Raw genomic sequence first — 18,372 nt, 5'->3', positions numbered from 1 at the left:
CGTTTATGTATACAAATATAACACAATATAGCCTGTTATGTTTTTATGTGTTACAATAAATTCAATATTTCGTTAGCGTTTTTGACGAAAAAATGATTTTACCAAATCGGCGCATTCCTCCTGTAAAACACCTTGAGTAACGACTGTTTTCGGATGTAAAATCTTATCGTGAAAATGAGAATAACCTCGCTTTTCATCCTTGGCCCCATAGACAATTTTACTGATATGTGTCCAGTAAGCTGCTCCAGCGCACATGATGCAGGGTTCAATAGTCACGTACAATGTACAATCGTCCAGATATTTTCCACCAAGATAGTTTGCTGCTGCTGTAAAAGCCTGCATTTCGGCATGAGCTGTGACATCATTCAAGCGTTGGGTAAGATTATGTCCTTTACCAATGATGCGTCCCTTATGCACGATAACTGCACCAATAGGAACCTCCCCTTCTTCAAAAGCTTTTTTTGCTTCATTTAATGCCATCCGCATAAATGATTCATCGCTATCTATTAACTGTGTTCCTTCAAAATCTATAAATGTCATGCCACAAACTTAGCTAAGTTTCGATCCATTTGGTAATTTCCTGTCCACAGAAGTCAAAATAATATCTCCAAGCTCATCAGCAAATCCTGTCACCAAACATTCGGAGAAAAAATTGGCAATCTGTTTCTTTGGGAAATTCACGACTGCAACAATCTGTTTTCCGATCAATTCTTCCTTCTTATAATGTACTGTTATCTGGGCGCTACTTTGTAATATTCCGATTTCGTTTCCAAAATCAATTTTCAGCTGATAAGCTGGTTTTTTTGCTTTCGGAAAATCCTTTGCATCCAAAATGGTCCCGACCCGTAAATCTACTTTTTCAAAATCTGTCCAGCTGATGCTGTCACTCATAACCTATTGCTATTAATGTCCTGAATTTCCTTACCAATTGTGAATATAATATAAGAGGGTTTGCGTTTTAAACGCGAAGAGAGTTTATGAACCAATTTATCCTCCTCACCTGCTTGAAAAGCTAAATCTTCGTCGCTTAAATGATTGTACTTGCGACGGAGTTTTTCTTTGGCAACTTGCCATTGTTCTTCGTTAATTTTCAGCATAACTATGATTTAGGTACAAAATTTGTATATCTTTATCAAACTTGTGAAAGTTTGTTTAAAGATACAATATATACATAAATAAAAGATTATGAAAAAGATTTTACCAGCATTACTCTTGATTTGTGGTAGCGTAGCAACGGCACAGGCCCAGCTTTTGCCTGGATTTGAGGTCGGTTTAAAAGGCGCTTTGAACTTCTCAAAGTTTAAAAGCGACGGCAAATATTTCAATTCAGACAATAAAGCGGGTTATCAGGCAGGTCTTTATGGACGTGTTGGTGTCTTGGGATTCCACGTTCAGCCCGAGATCTACTTAACCGGGAAGAACACCAAAGTAACGAATTCCGAAGGAGAATCGACAGACGTTAAATTCACAACGGTCGATATTCCCGTGTTATTGGGTAAACGTTTTGGCTTAGGGCCAATTGGAGCCAGAATTCAAACTGGTCCGATCTTCTCATTTAAAGTAGATGACAAACAAGATAAGATCATTGCCAATTTAGATCCAAATAACTACAAAAAAAATGGCACAGCATGGGCATTTGGTGTCGGTGCTGATATCTCAAGCCTACGTGTAGATGTACGTTACGAAATGGGTTTGAATAAAGTTAACAATGAAAGCCAGGCAAATCCAAAAATCAATATGTGGAGCATTGGTTTAGGCTACAGATTATTCAGTATTCTGTAGTTTATAAACCACTGTTCATACTATATCAAAAAGTCCGTTTTTATCCAAAACGGACTTTTTATTTTAAGAAAATTTAGAACCGTTCTAAATTATTCCTTTTTCTTGTCAAAATGGTATCATATTTAATAGCAAATAGTAGATTTGCCTAATTAAAATTAAATTACAAGCATAATGAGTAAATCAAAGCCAGTTTTCAGTTCTTCGATTGGGAAGAAGCTAATCATGAGCTTAACAGGAATTTTCCTATGTTTATTCCTAGTTGTTCACTTGGTTGGTAACTTGCAATTATTTAAAGATGATGCGGGTCTAGCGTTCAACAAATACGCTTATTTCATGACTCACTTTACACCAATCAAAGTTGTTTCTTACTTATTGTACGCTTCGGTAATTGTTCACGTCATCTACGCCATTACGCTGTCGATGAAAAACAAATCCGCTCGTCCTATTGGCTACGCCAAATACGATGGCCAAGCAAACAGTAAATGGAATTCACGCAACATGGGTATCTTAGGTACTGTCATTTTAGTATTTTTAGCTACACACATGTCTAATTTTTGGTGGAAGTTTCACAATGATCAGGTACCTTACATCGAATACCGTACTGATTTGGCAACTGGACAGACAACAGCTAGAGAACTTCAAGCTTCTGAATTCCACGACTACCAAGAAACGGTAGAAAACAATGTTCAAATCTTAAAAGCAAGAGATTTGTACAAACAAGTTGACTTTGCCTTCAAAAATGTGGCTTTAGTTGCTTTGTACGTTATTGCTATGGCGGCTTTGGCATTCCACTTAATTCATGGTTTCCAATCTGCATTCCAAACTTTAGGTTTTAACCACAGAAGATATATTGGAATTATCAGAGCAATCGGAGTTTGGGTATTTGGGGTATTAATTCCAATTGGCTTTGCAATAATGCCATTGTTTTTCTTCTTTAAATAATTCAGAATCTTTTAAGATAAGACCTTAGGCCTTATCGTTCAATATAAAATTAAGAGATATGTTAGATTCAAAAGTACCAGCGGGCCCATTAGCCCAAAAGTGGTCAAATCATAAATTTAATCTTAAGTTGGTTAACCCTGCTAACAAACGTAAATTTACCGTTATCGTTGTTGGTACAGGTCTTGCTGGTGCATCTGCAGCAGCATCTTTAGCTGAATTAGGATACAACGTAATTACCTTCTGTTACCAAGATTCACCTCGTCGTGCGCACTCAATTGCAGCGCAAGGTGGTATTAATGCGGCAAAGAGCTACCAAAATGATGGTGACTCCGTGTTCCGTTTATTCTATGATACAATCAAAGGTGGTGACTACCGTTCACGTGAAGCAAACGTTTACCGTTTGGCCGAAGTATCTGTAAACATCATCGACCAATGTGTCGCGCAAGGTGTTCCTTTTGCACGTGAATATGGTGGTTTATTGGACAACCGTTCTTTCGGTGGAGCTCAGGTAAGCCGTACCTTCTATGCCCGTGGTCAAACTGGACAACAATTGTTGTTAGGTGCGTATTCGGCGTTGAACCGTCAAATCAAAAAAGGAAAAGTGAAATCATATACACGTCACGAGATGCTGGATCTGGTTATGATCGATGGTCATGCCAAAGGTATCGTCACACGTGACTTGGTATCTGGTAAAGTTGAAACACATGCAGCACATGCGGTATTAATGTGTACTGGTGGTTACGGTAACGTATTCTTCTTGTCTACAAACGCAATGGGATGTAACGTTACAGCAGCTTGGAGAGCACACAAACGTGGCGCTTACTTCGCTAACCCTTGTTATACACAGATTCACCCTACTTGTATTCCTGTAACTGGAGATCACCAGTCTAAATTGACGCTGATGTCCGAGTCTTTACGTAACGACGGCCGTGTATGGGTTCCTAAGACGCAAGAAATGGCTGAAAGATTACGCAAAGGTGAAATCAAAGCCAACGACATCAAAGAAGATGACAGAGATTACTTCTTGGAACGTAAATATCCTTCATTTGGTAACTTAGTACCTCGTGACGTAGCATCACGTAATGCGAAGGAAGCCGTTGATGATGGTCGTGGTGTTGGTAAAACTGGTTTCGCGGTATTCTTGGATTTCAAAGAAGCGATCGGCCGTCTAGGCGAAGATGCTGTACGTGCTAAATACGGCAACTTATTTGACATGTACTATCAAATCACTGACGAGAACCCTTACAAACAACCAATGCGTATCTACCCTGCTGTTCACTACACAATGGGTGGTGTATGGGTTGACTACAACTTGATGACGACAATCCCAGGTTTGTATGCTTTAGGTGAATGTAACTTCTCAGACCACGGTGCAAACCGCTTAGGTGCTTCGGCATTGATGCAAGGTCTTGCTGATGGTTATTTCGTTATTCCTTACACTGTCGGTGATTACCTAGCTAAACTAGGTTCTTTCGCACCAGTAGATCACAGCCATCCTGCTTTCGAAGCTACACGTAAAGAGGTTGAAGAGAAAATCAATAAATTGCTATCCCTAAACGGTACGCAAACTGTTGATGATATCCACAAAAAATTAGGTCACATCATGTGGGAATACTGTGGAATGGCACGTACTGCTGAAGGATTACAAAAAGCACAAGGTTTGATCCAGGAGTTGAAAAAAGAATTCTGGACCAACGTTAAAGTTCTTGGAGAGAACGAAGAATTAAATCTTTCTTTAGAGAAAGCTGGCCGTGTAGCTGACTTCTTGGAATTGGGTGAATTAATGGTTGTTGATGCATTGCAACGCGCTGAGTCTTGTGGTGGTCACTTCCGTCTAGAAAGCCAAACTGAAGAAGGTGAAGCTAAACGTAATGACGAAGAATTTGCTTATGTATCTGCTTGGGAGTACAAAGGAGACAATGTACCTGAGGAATTACATAAGGAAGACTTGGTATTCGAAAACGTTCAGTTAACACAAAGAAGTTATAAATAAGAAGGAAATTATCATGGCACAACATATGAATTTAACGCTGAAAGTTTGGCGTCAAAAAAATGATAAAGATAAAGGTCAATTTGTAACTTATCAGGCAAACGACATCGCTGATGATATGTCTTTCTTAGAGATGCTTGATATTGTGAATGAGGAATTGACACGTAAAGGTGAAGACCCTGTATATTTTGACCACGACTGTCGTGAAGGTATTTGCGGGATGTGTTCATTAGTAATCAATGGTCGCCCTCATGGTCCTAAAGAAGGTACAACAACGTGTCAATTGCACATGCGTAGCTTTCATGACGGACAAACGATCGTAATCGAACCTTGGAGAGCTGCTGCATTTCCAGTATTGAAAGATCTTGCCGTTGACCGTACTGCTTTTGACCGTATTCAACAAGCTGGTGGATATGTGAATATCAACACAGGTGGTGTTCCTGACGCTAACACGATTCCTATTCCGAAACGTATTGCTGACGAGGCTTTCGAATCCGCTACTTGTATCGGTTGTGGTGCTTGTGTTGCAGCTTGTAAAAATGCCTCTGCGATGTTATTCGTATCGGCTAAAGTATCTCAATTTGCATTATTGCCTCAAGGTCAGACTGAACGCTACGAACGTGCGCAAGCAATGGTGGATCAAATGGATGCTGAGGGATTCGGTAACTGTACCAACACCGGTGCCTGTGAAGCTGAATGTCCAGTGGGTATTAAATTAACGAACATTGCTCGTTTGAACCGTGAGTACTTGACTGCTAAAATCTTCAAACAGGAAGAACCACACGCATAAGTAATTTTAGAATAAAATAATATAAAAGTCCTTGTCCTAAGAAAGCAAGGACTTTTTTTTATATTTACAATAATGTAAATTGACTAACGTGAATTCTGGTATAAAAATTCGTTTACTTCTACTTATCTTAACACTATGCTTTATAGGAACAGCTATCACCATCAAAGAATCTGTTACAAATAAGGAAATACTCGACATCGATACCAAATCACTCAATGATTATATCTCCGAACAAGAAAAAAAGGTAGACCTTATTTTTAAGGACTCCTTATTACTCAAAACATTTAAAAATTACGATCAATACCCCATAGCCGTCTATCAAGCTTTCGAAAGGTATAAAAACGATCAAGAGGTTTATCTTTTCCTCTTTAAGGACCATCAACCTAAGATGTGGAGCACAAATTTATTTGTTCCGATCACCGATCAGGGCTTCTTAGAAAAATCCAATTTCGTACAAGATGACAATAGGTCCTACGTCATCCGTAAAAAAACAATTGGGAATATAAGCATACTTGCCTATATCCTTGTTAAGCCCTATACCAACAATAACAATCCTTACTTAAACTCTTCGCTACGCAGAAACTTTTTTGATACGCGAAACATAGACATTGCCTCCTACACGGATACCGTAGCCATCAAAAATATCTACAGCAATGAAGGCTCCTATCTATTTTCTGTGAAGCTTAAAGATGGTGAGCATGAAAATATCTATACCATCTTACAGTTCTTTTGCTGGTTATTGGCATGGATTGCACTATTGATTTTCTTTAACAGCCTTTGCCTCCTCATGGCAAAGACCAAAAGAGCTTGGTGGGCAATAGTGCTATTGGCTGGCATATTTGTCTTGGTCAAATTTGCAGACCTGAAATGGAATCTGCTCTCTGAAAATGCCACGTTTGCTATATTTGACTCCCGCAACTATGCCTATAATAGATTCTTCCCCAATATTTGGTCGGTGTTATCCACGACAATATTGATCCTATGGTGGATACTATTTATCTATTCCATTCGAAAGGAACTCAATTTTGACAAAATCAAAAATATCCGCCTCTTTAGAATACCTATTGCCATTGGCTTTATACTGAGTATATATTTCGCCTTTGCACTTTTATATGATATTGCCGGAACATTGATCACCCATTCAAATAATATCTATTTTGATTTCACCAAACTTGTTGACCTGCATTTCCTGAGTTGGGTGGATCTAGGCATTGTCGGAATGGGAATATTAGCATTAAGCATTTACATAGACCTGGTATTGTTCTTCCTTAAAAAGTTAGAACTAAAACCTACTCAATTGTTAAATATCCAATTGGCCTGTGTCATATTTGTTATTCTTATTATCTCCATTTACATCGAGAAAAATAGCTTGGTCAATCTGCTTTTAGCCCTGATTATCCTAATCAAATCTTTCGGCGAGAAATATTTTGACAGGCATATACTGACCAATTATATCGCCGTTTTGATCCTTTGGGCGATCATAAGTACAATTACGCATGCTCGATTCTATCAGGAGCGAGATCTTATTGATATGAAGATATTGTTAAACAATCTTCAATCGGAAGATGATGTTAATGCTGTTTCACTATTTTCAGACATTGAGAATGGAATTACCAATGATAAGGAACTAAAACATTTGTTCAATATCAGCTTACCCTATACAAATACCGATGCAATCAATGATTTTATTAAGAAAAAATACTTCAGTGGATATCTTTCAAAATATGACTTTAAGGCATATTACTATGATCAAAATAATATTCCATTAAATCCGAACAGTCAAAATAAGATTAATGAATATCGAGAGAAAGTAATCAATAAATCGATCAAGGTTACTCAAAATTTTTACCGCGCCAGTGCTGAACTTGGAACCCATGAATACTTTTCGATTATTCCGGTAACAATAGATCAAAACAGGGTCGTCAATGTGATTATTAATCTGTCCAATAAGGATTTCAGTTATACAGTACCGTATCCCGAAATACTGACAGATATGCGGATCAATAATTCGCAATATTATAATAAAGGAGAGTATTCTATTGCCTTGTATAAAGGTGGTTCACTTGTCACACAATTTGGCAAGTATACCTATGAAAATAACCTACGCGGATTAAAAGGTGCACCCGGAGAATATATTGAAATATTGGATCGGGATTCATACCTGCACATGGCTTATGTTGCCAATACCTTTTCAACCTATGTCATCAGTAAACAGAAACCATCATTTTGGGATTATGTCGCGACATCCTCTTTCCTATTTCTGGTGTTTTTCATGATTTTCATGTTTTTTCATTATGTCACTTCGTTTTATATCTTCCTGAAGAATACAAAACTGACGTTTCGCAACTTGAAATATCAATTCTATAAAATCATCAATAAAATACAGTATTCGACGCGTATCCAGACCTCGATTATTTCCTCGGTGATCTTAGCTATTCTGATATCGGCCGTGATTTCATATATCAGCATCAATAAACAGCTCTACAACAACAATAGAAATAGTAAGGAGCGTTTCATTATCGAACTTGGAAAACGGATAGAAAACATGCTCCCCAATACAGATGAAGTCTCCAATGAAAACCAACTTATTAGCGTTCTAAAGACGTTATCTGAGACCATATCCAAGGATTTCAACCTGTACTCAAAATCAGGTAGGCTTTTATATAGTTCGCAGCGCCGAATTTATGACCTGGAGCTCTTCTCCACATTCATCAACCCGATAGCGTTAAAAAACCTTTCGCTGCTAAAAAAATCAGAAACAATTGAAGATGAGGGAATCGGAACCTTCCAGTTTGAAACAAGTTATGTTACAATTAGGGATAAAGATTACAGCACGGTCGCTTATATAGGCATTCCAAATTTCTCCCTTCAAAAGGAAGAGAATATCAATAAAAATTTGCTACTTAATACCATTGTCAACATTTATTCACTAATCATCATTGGTTTCGGTTTCTATGCCACTTTTGTTGCCAACAGTGTCACCAATCCACTCAGTATCATCAGTAGAAAGATCTCTCAGCTTCGGCTAGGACAGCCTAACGAACCCCTTTTCTGGCAAAGAAACGATGAAATAGGGACATTAATCAAAGAGTACAACCTCATGATCATAAAACTGGAGGACTATGCCAATAAGATCAAGGACACCGAACGTGAATCGACCTGGCGTGAGATGGCGCAGCAGATCGCCCATGAAATTAAAAATCCGTTGACACCTATGAAATTAGGTATACAACAGCTTCGAAGATCGTATAAAGACAATGATCCGAAGTTTCCGGATCGTTTCAATAAGTTCTCCACCTCATTTATTGAGCAGATAGATGCATTGACACAGATCGCTTCAGAGTTTTCCCACTTTGCAAAATTTCCAACGACGGTGATGGAAAATATCAATATCGTTGAAAAAGTTGTGAAATCCATATCACTCTATAACAATACACCAAACGTTAACATCCGCTTAATAAATAACGCCGATCAAAAAACACTGATTGTTAAAGCCGATGGCAATGAACTGCTTCGGACATTCAATAATTTGATAAAAAATGCCATTGAGGGTGGATATGGACGAAAAAACATGAAGATAGAAATATCCATCGAACGATACTCAGACAAGTTTGTAAAGATAGATATCAAGGACAATGGTTATGGAATACCCGAAGGGATGAAAGATCAAATATTCCAAATTAACTTCACCACAAAAAGCTCCGGAAATGGGTTAGGATTGGTACTTGTTAAAAAAACAATAGAAGCCTGTAACGGACAGATCTACTTTGAAACGACGGAGGGAGAAGGTACGACCTTCCATATCCTACTTCCCTTACAGCAAATAGAGTCTTAATCGGAATGGCGTAGAAATAAACTTATCAGATCTAGAGCTCCTATTTTCTAAATAAAGAAAGCTTTCAATGAGCATATAGAAACACTATGCCAATTCAATAGCGACTTCCTCGCCCCTTGGACTAAATCATATACCTGTGTACGCCTGCCCCTAAAGAATTTCATTTGTGCCATAAAGTAAATTGGCAAAAAGGTCCTAAAACCAAACTGAAAAATTGACCGGACTGCAAAACGAAACGGGCATCCTTGTGGGACGCCCGTTCTATCTTTTTTATAATACTGCTTTACTAACGCAATACCACTGTGGATCTGCCCATTATTGCATTGTCTTCGTAAAGTAATACCGTATATGCTCCTTTGGTAAAACCATTCTCAGCAGCCCAATACACAATATAATCCTCCCCTTTATTCGTAAACAAAATATTATGCTTAAAGGTATATTGCAGTTTTTCACCATGAACAAAGAAAATATTGTCTCCCTGAACAACCAGGTTGCCTTGCGGATCGATAATTCTTATATAAATGTCCCGCTCACCATTTTTTGCCAGCGCATTATCGGCGATGGTAAAATTGATCTTCAGCTTATCCACACGTTTGGCCCGTTCTTCCACAGACTCTTTACCATTTTTTTTGATCTCAAGTCCATTAATGCTGATACTTGAAACCTTTAAAGCAGATGCTGTTGTCACTTTCTCTTTCAATTCTGAATTAGTCGTTGTCAAAGAAGTAATTTGTTTATTTTTCTCGACAACAGATTCATTCAAATTTGAATTCTGCTTTGATAAAATTTGATTTTCCTGAATCAATCGCTGAACATCCACACGATAGTTGTCAACTTGCTTCTTTAATAGATTGATTTTACGTTGCGCGTCGTCAATATCTTTAGGAGTAATGCTTTTATTTTCAAGCTTTTTTCGTAGCTCAGCAATTTCTGTTCGCGAATCATCCTTTTGCACCGTCATCTCAGGAGTCAATTGAATATTTTCAATGTCAATCTTATCCAACTCGGCTTCTATCCGATCGATCTGTACCTGAAGGTTTTCTTTTTCTACGGTTAAGGCATAGACTTTCTCTCCGTTCGTCTTAAACTTAACATAAAAATATATATTCGTTGCTAGTAACGCTGCTATCGCAATGATGAAGAAATAAACTTTAGAAGAATCTTTCTTCTTTTCGTCCTCCTTCTTACTCGAAACAACCTCTGAATTCATCATAATACACTGTCATATTCATCGTATGAATTCATTGATTCATACCAATAAATGTTTAAACAAAAATTATTCCAGTTTTATTTTTTCCTTATCAATTATGAATTATTCAAAATAGTTCAGTGTCTGAAAACCACCTTGTTTTAAATATTCTTCCTTTCGCATCAGATGCAGATCTGATTGTACCATATCTGTTACGAGCATCTGGAGGTCATATTTAGGTTTCCAGCCTAGCTTGGTATTTGCCTTGGTAGGATCTCCAATAAGCAAATCAACTTCCGTCGGTCGGTAATAAGCCGGATCCACTTTAACGACTGTTTGCCCAAACTTAATCTGCGATTTATCAATATTCAATTCAGCCAAACGTTCCTCATCAACATCAATAATCACTCCTTTTTCTTGCTCTCCTTTCCCGCTGAATTCGATTTCAATACCCAGTTCGGCAAAAGCTAAGCGGACAAAGTCTCTGACAGTTGTGGTAACTCCGGTCGCAATGACAAAATCTTCAGGTTTTTCCTGTTGTAGGATCAACCACATCGCCTCAACATAGTCCTTCGCATGTCCCCAATCCCGTTGAGCCGAAAGGTTTCCCAGATAGAGTTTGTCCTGCAATCCCAATGCTATTTTTGCTACAGCACGGGTTATTTTACGCGTCACAAATGTCTCGCCCCTGACAGGACTTTCGTGATTGAACAAAATACCGTTACAGGCATACATGTTATAGGCTTCGCGGTAATTAACAGTAATCCAGTAGCCATACATTTTGGCTACTGCATAAGGGCTTCGCGGATAAAAAGGAGTAGTTTCACTTTGCGGTACCGCTTGCACCAGACCATATAGCTCAGAAGTTGAGGCCTGATAAATGCGTGTCTTCTCAATCATTCCCAGTAATCTGACAGCTTCCAGTATACGAAGGGTACCAATTCCATCGGCATTGGCAGTATATTCCGGGGTATCAAAACTTACCTTAACGTGGGATTGTGCCGCTAGATTATAGATTTCATCCGGTTGTGTCTCCTGAATAACGCGGATCAAATTGGTTGAATCAGTCAAATCACCAAAATGCAATGTAAAATTTCTATTGTCAAGATGGGGATCTTGATAAAGGTGATCAATACGATCTGTATTAAAAAGTGAGCTCCGGCGTTTTAGGCCATGTACCTTATAACCTTTTTTCAATAGGAATTCTGCTAAATAGGCACCATCTTGACCTGTAATACCTGTTATCAATGCAGTTTTCGTGTTTTGTTCAGCCATACTTCTAGTTATATTGGGCAGTTCCTAACGTTCTCGCCGGGAATCATGCTATTTTTCATCCGATAAATCTGTTCAACTCCGCTCCCAATATGAATAAATCATGATGGTTTCGGAGTGTAAAAGTATTAAATTTTCAACAAAAAAAGCCATAGGATTTCCTATAGCTTTTCATTATGTTTTTTTTCTTGCTTATGTTAGTTTACGCGGGAGAAATTAAATACCAAATATGCTTCACCATTTGCAACTGTCAACGGCATTTTCATAACTAATTTATTGCCATCAGAATAAGACAGATCCAAACGGTAACCTGTCGTCACGTTTTTGGCTTTATCTCCTGCATAGATCTTTTTAAATTGGAATTGTGGCTCACCTAAACCTTTTCCAGGGTTATAGATAGACCAAAAGATCTCACGTGATGCCCCCGGAGCACATAAAGTACCTTGCGCGTTGAAGGTGATTGATCCCTTTCCATTTCCAATAAAATTCCATGAACTACCAACAAAACACTCCGCTGGAGCTTCTTCAAAAACGCTTTTAATCGTGAATGTAGAAGGTAAATTTTCTCTATCGATTGAATTCAGTGTCCAAGTTCCTTTCACAGCAGATTTCCACTCTGAGGCACTAGGTCCCGAAGCTGCACTTGTATTGGAAGAACCATTACCAGGATTTCCAGATGATGTACCTTGCTTTTGTGCACCACAAGAGAATAAGGACACCGTAGCAAAAATAGTCGCCAATGATAAAACGAATCGATTCATATGTCTAAATTTTAATTTCAAATTGTATTTTTGGGGTAAATTAATCCACAAATCATGAAGATTACAGCCAAAAATCATACCATAAGCAAAATAATTGCAAAAACTCTTTTGAGGTTATTCATTATTCTCCTAGCCTTCGCCACCTATCCACTTTTTCTTGGGCAGGAAGCTAAGGCAAAATTAAGTCAAATCAGCCTAGCCTTCACAAATAAGATTTCTTTGATCGCCCCCATTTTACTATTTTGCTTTATCGTCGGATTAATGATTGCTGTGCTAAAGCACAAATATAATAGAATTGACCTAAATTGGCTATTTTCTCTTGCGACAATATTCGGCATTTTATATCTGATATTATTGTATTCAAGAATTTACCCAACTATCGCTTAAGTAAAATTGCACATTTCGACAAAGTTCCTAACTTTGAATTTTCCAAAATCGCCAATATAATTGATTAAGATTGGAAAAATAAACTTCTATGGACAAAAAAAAAGGTTTTAAGATCCTAAAAAATATACTAAAGATTGTCGTTACTGTGGGAGCCTTATATTGGGTTTTCAGTAAAGTTTCACTAAAAGATCTCAAAGAAGCTGTAATTAATTCAAATCCTATCTTTTTATTTCTAGCATTATTAGCTTATAGCCTCTCAATTTTTATATCTTCTTCACGCTTATTAACCTTTTTAAGGGCAATTGGTTTGGATGTTTCTGAAAAATATAATTTGAAGCTCTACCAGCTGGGACTATTCTACAACCTCATTCTACCGGGAGGAGTAGGTGGGGATGGGTACAAGATCTTCTTTCTTCGAAAAAGATTCAGTATTAAAGGCCGGAAATTATTTACGGCATTATTCTTAGACAGGCTAAGTGGCTTATGGGCCTTATGCCTAATTATTTCCGCCTTAATTACCTACATGCCACAACTGGGAATTCCAAATTACCTGACGGTCATTTTGTTTATATCAGGTAGTATACTTTACTATTTTATTGTCACAAAATTTTTCAAAGAGTACAGGTCCACCTTCCTAAAAGCACACCTAAAAGCGATAGGTGTACAGTCCATGCAAGTGATCGCAGCGATTTTAATTCTTTATGCTTTAGGATTTAACGGAAAGTTCTCCCCTTACCTATTTTTATTTCTGGCCTCTTCGTTAGTCTCTATCATTCCTTTCTCTGTGGGGGGATTAGGCATGCGTGAACTCGTGATTATGTGGGGAGCAGGCATATTTCAGGTTGACTCTCACAATGCGGTATTGATCACATTGTTATTTTATATTATCTCGGCGATGGTCGCACTCTCCGGAATTTATTTTATCTTCAATCCCAAAGCAATCGGAGAGGATAAACTGCCTTCTGTCGAAGAAGTTGAACAAAGTCAAAAATTAGAAGAATAAACATGGCGAATATTATTATTACCGGAGCAAGCAGCGGTGTTGGGTTTGAAGCTGTACTTGATTTGACCTCAAAAAAGGACAACAAGGTTATCGCACTGGCCCGATCTGCAGACAAATTGAGAAAACTTCATGAAATCGCAAGTCAGCTCAATTATGACGGGGGGACACTCTTTCCCGCACAATTTGATATCGTCTATGATGACTATGCAACGCTAATTCCTTTTATTCAATCGAAATTTGATCGCGTTGACATCCTGATCAACAATGCCGGGGCACTCATCAATAAGCCATTCATGGAGACCAGCAGTCAGGATTTTGCAGCAATGCTCCAGACAAATATCATGGGCCATGTCAATATGATACAGCATGTTGTTCCGTTTATGCACGCAGGTTCCCATATTGTCAATATCAGCAGTATGGGCGGCTTTCAAGGCTCAATGAAATTTCCCGGGCTTTCAGCCTATTCCACCAGTAAAGGCGCGTTGGCGATTTTAACAGAATGTCTCGCCGAAGAATTTAAGGAGAAAGGCATCAAGGTTAACTGCTTAGCCTTGGGATCGTCACAAACCGAAATGTTTGAGGCAGCTTTTCCGGGAATGGAAGCCGGTACACTAGCCTTCGAAATGGGCCGATATATTGCGGAGTTTGCGCAGAATGGACACCAGTATTTCAATGGAAAGATTCTACCTGTTGCTAATACTACACCATAACAGAGCAGTTAAAAGCAACAGGTTGTTGATGGAATCTAAGATTCGCTTATTTTGTTTTCAGTTTAAGCCACTTTGTAAGATCATCCATGAGTTGTGCATTGAAACTTTCCGGGTTTTCAAAATATTCTTCAATTTTTCCTGTTTGCGCGTTTTGAAAGAGATGGTTCAAATTTGGGTAATCTTTAATTATTACATCTGTCGTATTTAAGTGCAGGCGTTGAAGCGCATAGATATTTTCATTTGCAGGAACCTGAATATCCTTTCCCCCAAAGGAAGCGAAAACAGGTACTGTCACTTGCTTAAGATAGTAAGCCGGATCGATGCGGAGAAAGGTTTTGAACCATGGGGTCAACATCGGACTCAATTTAACTTTCATATCTGATGTTAATGCATTCCCATTGTTTTGACTGATAAGTTCTTTTTCCAATGATTTTGTCAAAACCTTTGGCGGCTCATCCTTAAGCAGAATGTCATATAGCTTTCTGTTATTGCGCTTATTTATTTCCAACGCCGCTTCAGATAAACCAGCCACTTTCCCCAAAGCATAGCTCTGCAGAATCAATAAGGAATCACCTTTGAGGACAGGTCCGGACAACAAAGCAATATAATTGACTTTCTTGTTCTCCGCGGCAACCATTTCAGCGATCAAAGCTCCTTCACTATGACCGATAATACCAATTTTTTCTGCCTTGACCATCTGTTGCCTGCTCAGAAAATCCACAGCTGCATTGGCATCCGAAGCAAAATTAACCGTCGTAGCCAAATTGACCTCTCCTTTAGAGTCGCCAATACCGCGATCATCATAACGAAGCACGGCAAAACCATTTTTACTGAGGTGGTCTGCCAATATTTTAAATGGCCGATGCCCGAAAACTTCTGAATCTCTATTTTGTTGTCCACTTCCATTAACCAGGATGACAGCAGGAAAAGCCCCTCCCCCTTTGGGATAAGTAAGCGTTCCCGCTAAAGTAGCATTTCCTTTCACATTTTGAAACGTAACCTCCTGTTCAACGTAATCGTAGGGAGGAAAGACGTCCTGTTTACGGGAAAGTCCACTTTGGTCGCTTTCACTCCGCACCAATATCATCGCGGACTCAAAACTCCCCTGCTTCATCACTCCCTTCATCACATCTTTATCCCGATCCAGATAACCTGTATAAAATAGACCGATCGCTTTGACATCCATCGATATCGAGTCCTTGGTCACTTTTATTGTATTAATCGGAAACTTCAGCGAGGTCTGCATCGGGCTTTCAAAAGTTCCCGCCCAATTATCATTACTACCCTGTTTTAGATTAAATACCAAAAGTAATTTCTGCCCAGACACACTCACCTCACCTTTCCAAGAACCATCAAAAGTCTGTGCATCTGCACATGAGAACTGCAAACAGATCAAAAATAAATAGAAAATTTTCTTCATCATTTCCTTGCTATCAAAAATAAAACTGTATACCTACATCAAGTATAAAATATAATGCCACAAACAATATGCTTATCCAAATCTTTTTATTATTTACGGCAACATTCATTCCTTTGACCAATAAATAGAACTGATAAAACAGGAGAAATAGCGCTAGTATTCCAAATACACCAAATAATATCATTTGACCTTTATCTATACTCGACAGGGTATGGTCACCATTTTTTAACGCTTCATCTATCTCATTGGTAAACTTGTCCTGATTGATTAACTTACCCAAGAGCAACATTAGATAAAGCGGAAATGGCACAATCAGCATCACGTTTAATACATCAATAAGCCTTGTCTTGGTATATAATATAAGACCTACAATATATAATAAGGCTAAAGGAGCCAAAATCATATAAGCATGGACTCTTAAAACAGCAACGAAAGAGACTGCTATCTCTGGTCGATAGAAGTGCATAAAACCATTGAACTGCTCCCCCGATAAATACACGAAATAGCTCGATAGCAAAAAACCAATGGTGCCTGCAAAAAATAGTTTCCGTTCCGAAAACTCTTCAAATGGGTTTAGAAATAGCTGTTTAATTTTCATTGTTTAAGAATTTGGATAAATTCAATTGTTCGATCTCCACTGGGTTTTGAGTTCCGATGAGCAGTACTTTACCATTTCTCATGGTAAGTTGCAAGCCCATATTACCTTGTGCTGAAAAAGCTCTTCCTCGACTCCCTCTTCTCAGCCCCCAGCCTCCAAACTCTGCAATTGGACTATATTTTCGTAATTCAACTGTAGTTATATCACCCCATGCAATCCTTTTTCGATAGAAATTAAATGGAAAAAAATAGACTTCAATCCCATTCTCATGAATAGTGGTCTTTAAACGAAGCACACCGAATAAACACCACAAGGCTAAATTGATCCAGAATCCAGGTAATCTAAATAGAGGAACAAAATTGAACTGTAAAATATCCTGCCAGTGAGCAGAAATGCTAGCTACGCTAACAGATAAAAGGATCAGACATAGCCACCAACTAAAAAATGATTGACTCTCGTTATAAAATGTGTTATTTCTCATCTTGAGTAAATAGTTTATATATCACTACTTCAATTCTTAAGGCTGCCTAAATCTTCCTATTTGTGTCAACATTACCCGTATTAGCAAGCGAATTTAATTTATGAATCAGATCATCCAAAATATTGCGAACAGTTGGGTACGACTTTCCCATTTGGTTGGCCATCTCTTTTAAGCTACCCGAATACTTTAAAAAATTGAGGACAAACTCCTGCTCATCTATGGTCAATTGCATAAGCAAGGGTAAGTTAAACTTACCGACAACTTCTGTGTCACAGGAATCGCAGACCAGCTTAGAGACCTGCAGTCTCGCATCACAACATGGACAATTTACGGGTATTTTTTTCATTTAAAAAAGACAAACATTAACATTGTTAAATATAATATTAATATTATTAAAACAAAACACAATATTATCAATATTTTCCAAAAATCGTTGCTTAATGATATATTTGTAAACAATAAATAAAGCGTATGAAAAAGTTTTTAGGCTATATCCTATCTATTATATTTTGGTTCTGTTTTGGCTTATCCCTGATTATATTTCATCCCATCCAATGGCTATGCCTAAAATTTGGTGGTTATGATGCGCATAAAAAAAGTGTTGACCTATTAAATGCATGTTTGGTTGCATCTTATTATACATTATTTAATAGGGTTACTTTTATCGATAACAAATCAATCCCTTTGGGACAACCGATTATTTTTGTTGCCAATCATCAAAGTACCTTTGACATCCCCCCACTGATCTATTTTCTGCGAAGATTTCATGGAAAATTTATCTCAAAAATTGAATTAGCTAGTGGCATACCCAGTATTTCATTTAACCTAAAACATGGTGGGGCTGCCAATATTGATCGTAATGACCCCAAACAATCCATAGCTGAGATCCTCAAACTTGCCAACAATATGAAAACAAAAAATTGGTCGGCCTTTATCTTTCCAGAAGGTACCCGATCAAAAACAGGTAAGATGAAAGCTTTTCATGTAGGTGGTATTGCAACATTATTAAAGAAAAACCCAAATGCATTGGTCGTCCCGATTGCGATAAAAGGATCCTACGAAATGGTGCAATATGGTATGTATCCATTGACTCCTTTTTTACATATGACATGGGAGGTACTGGACCCTTTGGACACCGCGGATAAAAATATCGAGGAAATCGTAAAATTAGCGGAAGAAACGATTAAACGGAAAGTGGAAAATTAAAATAGT

Annotated in this window: 19 protein-coding genes; 9 read left to right on the top strand and 10 right to left on the bottom strand. The window is 38.1% G+C overall.

Going from position 1 to position 18,372, the window contains the following annotated elements; genetic code table 11:
- Nucleotides 1-72 precede the first annotated feature (72 nt).
- The 3 genes from G6053_RS03070 to G6053_RS03060 are packed head-to-tail and all read right to left on the bottom strand — an operon-like array spanning nucleotide 73 to nucleotide 1,097.
- On the bottom strand, nucleotides 73-540 hold the full coding sequence (locus G6053_RS03070; protein WP_108636169.1) for a nucleoside deaminase: 468 nt from the start codon (nucleotides 538-540) through the stop codon (nucleotides 73-75).
- A 9-nt stretch (nucleotides 541-549) separates the two neighbouring features.
- Nucleotides 550-891 (bottom strand): tRNA-binding protein, encoded by a 342-nt coding sequence (locus G6053_RS03065; RefSeq protein ID WP_165305511.1) that lies wholly within the window; start codon nucleotides 889-891, stop codon nucleotides 550-552.
- On the bottom strand, nucleotides 888-1,097 hold the full coding sequence (locus G6053_RS03060) for a hypothetical protein (RefSeq protein ID WP_108636171.1): 210 nt from the start codon (nucleotides 1,095-1,097) through the stop codon (nucleotides 888-890). The genes G6053_RS03065 and G6053_RS03060 overlap by 4 nt, the downstream gene beginning before the upstream one ends.
- A gap of 88 nt (nucleotides 1,098-1,185) precedes the next feature.
- Between G6053_RS03060 and G6053_RS03055 the strand changes: the two genes are divergently transcribed.
- The 5 genes from G6053_RS03055 (at nucleotide 1,186) to G6053_RS03035 (ending at nucleotide 9,339) form a co-directional block, all read left to right on the top strand.
- On the top strand, nucleotides 1,186-1,782 hold the full coding sequence (locus G6053_RS03055) for a porin family protein (RefSeq protein WP_165305510.1): 597 nt from the start codon (nucleotides 1,186-1,188) through the stop codon (nucleotides 1,780-1,782).
- 171 nt (nucleotides 1,783-1,953) lie between these two features.
- Nucleotides 1,954-2,724 (top strand): succinate dehydrogenase cytochrome b subunit, encoded by a 771-nt coding sequence (locus tag G6053_RS03050; protein ID WP_108636173.1) that lies wholly within the window; start codon nucleotides 1,954-1,956, stop codon nucleotides 2,722-2,724.
- Between the two features lie 58 nt (nucleotides 2,725-2,782).
- Entirely contained in the window at nucleotides 2,783-4,717 is a 1,935-nt protein-coding gene (locus G6053_RS03045) for a fumarate reductase/succinate dehydrogenase flavoprotein subunit (protein WP_108636174.1), read from the top strand.
- Between the two features lie 13 nt (nucleotides 4,718-4,730).
- The gene (locus tag G6053_RS03040; protein ID WP_181390663.1) at nucleotides 4,731-5,504 is read left to right on the top strand and encodes a succinate dehydrogenase/fumarate reductase iron-sulfur subunit; all 774 of its coding nucleotides are present in this window, start codon (nucleotides 4,731-4,733) and stop codon (nucleotides 5,502-5,504) included.
- Nucleotides 5,505-5,592: 88 nt separating this feature from the next.
- The gene (locus G6053_RS03035) at nucleotides 5,593-9,339 is read left to right on the top strand and encodes a HAMP domain-containing sensor histidine kinase (protein ID WP_165305509.1); all 3,747 of its coding nucleotides are present in this window, start codon (nucleotides 5,593-5,595) and stop codon (nucleotides 9,337-9,339) included.
- 286 nt (nucleotides 9,340-9,625) lie between these two features.
- On the opposite strand, the gene G6053_RS03030 is transcribed toward G6053_RS03035, so the two are convergent.
- From G6053_RS03030 to G6053_RS03020, 3 genes are all read right to left on the bottom strand, one after another.
- Nucleotides 9,626-10,552, bottom strand: coding sequence for a hypothetical protein (locus G6053_RS03030; RefSeq protein WP_108636176.1), 927 nt, complete (start codon nucleotides 10,550-10,552; stop codon nucleotides 9,626-9,628).
- Between the two features lie 99 nt (nucleotides 10,553-10,651).
- Nucleotides 10,652-11,803, bottom strand: a complete 1,152-nt coding sequence (gene gmd / locus G6053_RS03025; protein WP_108636177.1) for a GDP-mannose 4,6-dehydratase — start codon at nucleotides 11,801-11,803, stop codon at nucleotides 10,652-10,654.
- A gap of 194 nt (nucleotides 11,804-11,997) precedes the next feature.
- A complete protein-coding gene (locus G6053_RS03020; protein WP_108636377.1) occupies nucleotides 11,998-12,561 on the bottom strand; it encodes a lipocalin family protein in 564 nt (187 codons plus the stop codon).
- Between the two features lie 54 nt (nucleotides 12,562-12,615).
- Here G6053_RS03020 and G6053_RS03015 point away from each other — a divergent pair, with 54 nt between their 5' ends.
- The 3 genes from G6053_RS03015 (at nucleotide 12,616) to G6053_RS03005 (ending at nucleotide 14,661) form a co-directional block, all read left to right on the top strand.
- Nucleotides 12,616-12,948: a hypothetical protein gene (locus G6053_RS03015; RefSeq protein ID WP_108636178.1), complete on the top strand. Its 333-nt coding sequence runs from the start codon at nucleotides 12,616-12,618 to the stop codon at nucleotides 12,946-12,948.
- A gap of 88 nt (nucleotides 12,949-13,036) precedes the next feature.
- Nucleotides 13,037-13,951 (top strand): lysylphosphatidylglycerol synthase transmembrane domain-containing protein, encoded by a 915-nt coding sequence (locus G6053_RS03010; protein ID WP_108636179.1) that lies wholly within the window; start codon nucleotides 13,037-13,039, stop codon nucleotides 13,949-13,951.
- 2 nt (nucleotides 13,952-13,953) lie between these two features.
- A complete protein-coding gene (locus G6053_RS03005) occupies nucleotides 13,954-14,661 on the top strand; it encodes an SDR family oxidoreductase (protein ID WP_165305508.1) in 708 nt (235 codons plus the stop codon).
- Between the two features lie 46 nt (nucleotides 14,662-14,707).
- Here G6053_RS03005 and G6053_RS03000 read toward each other — a convergent pair whose 3' ends face one another.
- Genes G6053_RS03000 through G6053_RS02985 form a run of 4 tightly spaced genes read right to left on the bottom strand, consistent with a single transcriptional unit; the run spans nucleotide 14,708 to nucleotide 17,506 of the window.
- Entirely contained in the window at nucleotides 14,708-16,084 is a 1,377-nt protein-coding gene (locus G6053_RS03000) for an alpha/beta hydrolase (RefSeq protein WP_165305507.1), read from the bottom strand.
- A 10-nt stretch (nucleotides 16,085-16,094) separates the two neighbouring features.
- Nucleotides 16,095-16,679: a hypothetical protein gene (locus G6053_RS02995; protein WP_165305506.1), complete on the bottom strand. Its 585-nt coding sequence runs from the start codon at nucleotides 16,677-16,679 to the stop codon at nucleotides 16,095-16,097.
- A complete protein-coding gene (locus G6053_RS02990; RefSeq protein ID WP_165305505.1) occupies nucleotides 16,669-17,160 on the bottom strand; it encodes a PH domain-containing protein in 492 nt (163 codons plus the stop codon). Before G6053_RS02990 ends, G6053_RS02995 begins: the two co-directional genes overlap by 11 nt.
- 46 nt (nucleotides 17,161-17,206) lie before the next feature.
- Nucleotides 17,207-17,506 carry a DUF2089 family protein gene (locus G6053_RS02985; protein WP_108636183.1) on the bottom strand — a complete coding sequence of 100 codons (300 nt, stop codon included), beginning with the start codon at nucleotides 17,504-17,506 and terminating at the stop codon, nucleotides 17,207-17,209.
- 125 nt (nucleotides 17,507-17,631) lie between these two features.
- On the opposite strand from G6053_RS02985, the gene G6053_RS02980 reads away from it, so the two are divergent.
- Complete coding sequence (locus G6053_RS02980) at nucleotides 17,632-18,366, top strand: lysophospholipid acyltransferase family protein (RefSeq protein ID WP_108636184.1); 735 nt, start codon at nucleotides 17,632-17,634, stop codon at nucleotides 18,364-18,366.
- Nucleotides 18,367-18,372 lie beyond the last annotated feature (6 nt).

Source organism: Sphingobacterium sp. DR205 (assembly GCF_011064245.1).
GTDB lineage: Bacteria > Bacteroidota > Bacteroidia > Sphingobacteriales > Sphingobacteriaceae > Sphingobacterium > Sphingobacterium athyrii.
This window is presented reverse-complemented; position numbering and strand designations above follow the sequence as displayed.